This window comes from Spirosoma oryzae (genome assembly GCF_003002825.1).
In the GTDB taxonomy this organism is placed as follows: domain Bacteria; phylum Bacteroidota; class Bacteroidia; order Cytophagales; family Spirosomataceae; genus Spirosoma; species Spirosoma oryzae.
Map to the genome: position 1 here is coordinate 1 of NZ_PVTE01000065.1, position 3718 is coordinate 3718.

Genomic DNA, 3718 nt, shown 5'->3' on the forward strand with positions numbered 1-3718 from the left:
AATTCGGGTCCATTGTTGATCAGACAGCTCGTAGCGTTTCATACCACAAAGGTCATACTATTCGCTAAGTTTACTATGATTGTCCACACACTCTAGTTCTTTATCATTTTATACCTACTCGAATCGAACTGTTTTCACTTTGTGGCTATTAGATACCAAATGAGCCAGGCCATTGTACAGATAGGATCGCTTTAACCATGCAACGGCTTTTTTTTCGATTTTTATCCCTATCAATTACTTCTACTACCACGCCTTTACTGCCATTCGGCATATTTACTCGTGATCCTACCGCAGGGAAGCCGCCCAAAATTATTGGTTCGGGTGAGGTAGCTAACGTATCATCTGACAAAAACGGGGTTGGGGGCGGGCTCATATATCCAGGATAACTATGCCGGTTGGTATCAGTAAAATCTTCACCTGGTCTGCGAACAGGCGGCGCTTGATATGGGTGTAGTAGGGCTTGCTGACGACCCATTTCTGTTTGATATGCTTGTTTGGCCATAGTACCCCGAACTGAATCGGTTTCTCGGTAATCGGTAGTGGCCGTATTATCCATCTGAAGATCTTTATAACCACCAGAGGATTGCTGTATTCGGAAATCTATAGTATCAGGTCTGGCAATACCCATACTGCTTTTAACTGAGTTATTGTTTACCTGGGTAAAAGGCATGCCATTGGCTGTGGCTACCTTCTCTATCTGGTTGTAGCGCCAGCTCGAAATTCCCCCATTTGTTTTCGTGGAATCGCTTTCATCCGTGTAGGTACGGCTATCCTGGTCAAAATCCATATCAGCATCATCCGTACTTATTTGATTTTGCTTAAGCTCAAAGGGGTGACCCCGAACCCGGTCTGAAACGGATGGTAAGCCAGCATAATTTGTTTGACTCCGGGTTATAGGGTTTAGATAATTACTGTTACTGGTCGGTTGAATATGCATACCTAAGTTTAATCCCCCCTGGTTCATCACCATAGAAGGTGCATTGGGATCACCGAAAGTAAGAGGGACTGTATTTGCCGAGGAATGAAATTGGTGCTGATACAGAACGTACTCCTGACCAGAGACAGACGGGTATGGCATTTGTCCCCATTGGTGGTGTTGACCGGGCGGGGGCATCATCTGATTCGGTATGTTGTGCGCACCTGGGGCAGTATCCGGTATCTGCGAACCACCCGGTTGATAAATTGTGGTGAAGCGAATATCCGACGCAAATTCATGGCCTTGCTTTAATTGATCAGCGTTTACTTTTTGCTTGATGGGTGCGCTTACGCTACCTGGCGCAATTTGGCCGGTTTGTAACTTTAAGTAATCAACTAAATGTTGATCATTATCAAATAAATAAATTACTTCTCGTTCGTCGTTCAGCTTAACGAATTCACTATACAGCCCCTGCTGTTGTAGAAATGTAACAATGTTAGTAGGCGTATGAACAGTGCGCGGTATAGGATTCATTCCTATGGTAATAGCTCTTTGGATAACTTTGCTTGACATCGGCCCCATTGCTGATGGCTTTGCTACACCACCTCTTCCAATGGAAACTTTCATCTGTGAAGTCCTAGGTTTAAATCGTGCGGCGGCCTCCTGCAATTTTCGTTGAGTAGTTGCCTGTGGTCGGTTATTAGCAATCGTTTTCGTAGGCTGACTGACGCGCTGCACAGCGTTAGCCTGGTTAATAGCGGCACTTTTGGAGTGTTCGAACGAGTTCATGCAGTTTTTAGACGTGGAGAGTTAAGTTTGCTTGTAAATGACTACAAGTCAATAGTTTTCGAATAACTGGTCGGTAAAACGCTATATCGAACCAGACCCGTTCCATTTTATTAGCAAAAGCGCTTAAGCATCTGGCTGCTGCTACTTTCTTCCGCTCTTCCCGTCATATGAAACGTGCCCTCAAAAACTGGGGCTTTTTTTACGGAACTGGATAGTTCTGCGGAAAAATACATAGTATGGATAATATCATGCGCAACCTGTTTTTGGTCACCTTAACTAGCCTTATTTGAGAAGCATATATGTGAGTCTAGCTTGTAATAATTAGCTTTATTAAACTACCGAAATAGTGTGTGATGAAAATAAGTAAAGATGGCCTTTTAGTCTTGCTACTGCTGCTTGGGCTTAAGGCAGCTACCTACGGACAAAAAGCCCAAGTCGAAGCCCTAATGAACCGATACCGTGCTAAAGACAACTTTAACGGTTCCGTTCTTATCGCCAAAAATGGTAAAATAGACTATGTAACGTACATAGGGCTGGCCAATAGAGAGGACAGCATAAAATACTCCTCCAAGGCTAAGTTCCATATTTTTTCGGCCACCAAAACCTTCACGGCGGCGCTGATTATGCAACTCTACGAACAAGGCAAAATTCATCTTGATTCGTCGATTGCAACTTACTTACCAGACTATAAGGGAGAAGCCGCTCACAAGGCCACTATCCGAGACCTGTTGACCTATAGTAGTGGACGGGATAAACGGGAAATGCGCGAAATCGCTGAAGCTTATAACTCTACCATCTGGCCTGTAGACAGCTTCATAACCCGCTATTGCTCTGAGCGACTAGTAACGCAGCCGGGCACCCGTTTTGCTTACAACAACGGCGACTTTATTCTGCTGGGCAAAATTATTGAGCGACTCTACGGTCAACCCTTTGAGGAAGTCTTGCGGCAAAAGATTTTGACTCCTCTAGGGATGCGCAATACGGATTATCTGCATCATGAAGATGTGATAGCCCATTTAGACCGGGGCTATTTCAACAGTGGGTCAAGCCCGGTTACGTTTTCCCGTCCCACCAACTATTACATTGACAATTATTTTTCGGCGGGAGCCATGTACTCCACGCCTACGGACCTGCTACTATTTGACCAAGCCCTGTTTCATCATAGGCTGTTGAAGAAGGAAACGGTCCAACTGATGCTCACCCCCTACAAATCGTTAGGCGATGTGGCTTTCGGCTTTTGGGTGTATCCCAAACAGATTGGTGAGGGCACCACGTATGTAGTGGCTGAGCGCCAAGGCTATGGGTATGGTCACCACACGAACTGGGTTCATTTGATTGATCAAGATATCACGCTCATCATTATGAGCAACTCGAATACGGTTGATCCCAACAAAATGCGGTGGGAGGTGCTATCTGCTTATTTGAAGGGGTCAATTGACAAAAAATGAGCGTTTGATGAGATGGCTGACACGTCGTTTGTCACTGATCTGTCGCTTGCCAAAGCAGTAGTATACGACATAGTTGGTTAGTGTAAGATGCAATGCAAAGTTCCTGCTCGCCTGTCTTGGCGTCCTGCCAACCGGATTATCGGGGGAAACTAGCCTGCCATTTTTCCCCGTAAACCGACTCATACCCCACTGTTATCTTAAAGTTTGTCTGTTTGGGGGTGAAGTAACCGGCAAAGCGACTTTTATACGTATCAAACAACCGGACGGTTTCATTCTGAGGAATGACCTCCTCTGGTAATAAGTCCCGGGCATCATATTGAAGGCTATCAACGGCTTGATGCTGTTTGAGTACCCACTTCCCATAGTCATTCATCGTGTTAAATTTAACGCCATCAGCCTCGATTACTACCCTGGTAATCAGGGCCGGACCAATGCCGACATTGCGTATGTCTAATCGGTAAAAGGTATCGTTACCCATGTCTTCAAAATAGGCATTGCTAATCACCAGCTTCGGCCAAACGGAGGCGCTTTGTTGCTGCCGCATGAGGATCGTCTGGTAAGCCGC

At 45.4% G+C, this 3718-nt stretch carries 3 protein-coding genes; 1 reads left to right on the plus strand and 2 read right to left on the minus strand.

Annotated features, from left to right (window positions below; translation table 11 throughout):
• Window positions 1-148 precede the first annotated feature (148 nt).
• Complete coding sequence (locus CLV58_RS27810; protein ID WP_146141574.1) at window positions 149-1543, minus strand: hypothetical protein; 1395 nt, start codon at window positions 1541-1543, stop codon at window positions 149-151.
• A 515-nt stretch (window positions 1544-2058) separates the two neighbouring features.
• On the opposite strand from CLV58_RS27810, the gene CLV58_RS27815 reads away from it, so the two are divergent.
• The gene (locus tag CLV58_RS27815) at window positions 2059-3153 is read left to right on the plus strand and encodes a serine hydrolase domain-containing protein (RefSeq protein WP_106141111.1); all 1095 of its coding nucleotides are present in this window, start codon (window positions 2059-2061) and stop codon (window positions 3151-3153) included.
• A 136-nt stretch (window positions 3154-3289) separates the two neighbouring features.
• Here CLV58_RS27815 and CLV58_RS27820 read toward each other — a convergent pair.
• Window positions 3290-3718: hypothetical protein (locus tag CLV58_RS27820; RefSeq protein ID WP_211300921.1), on the minus strand; the 429-nt coding region annotated here is incomplete at its 5' end.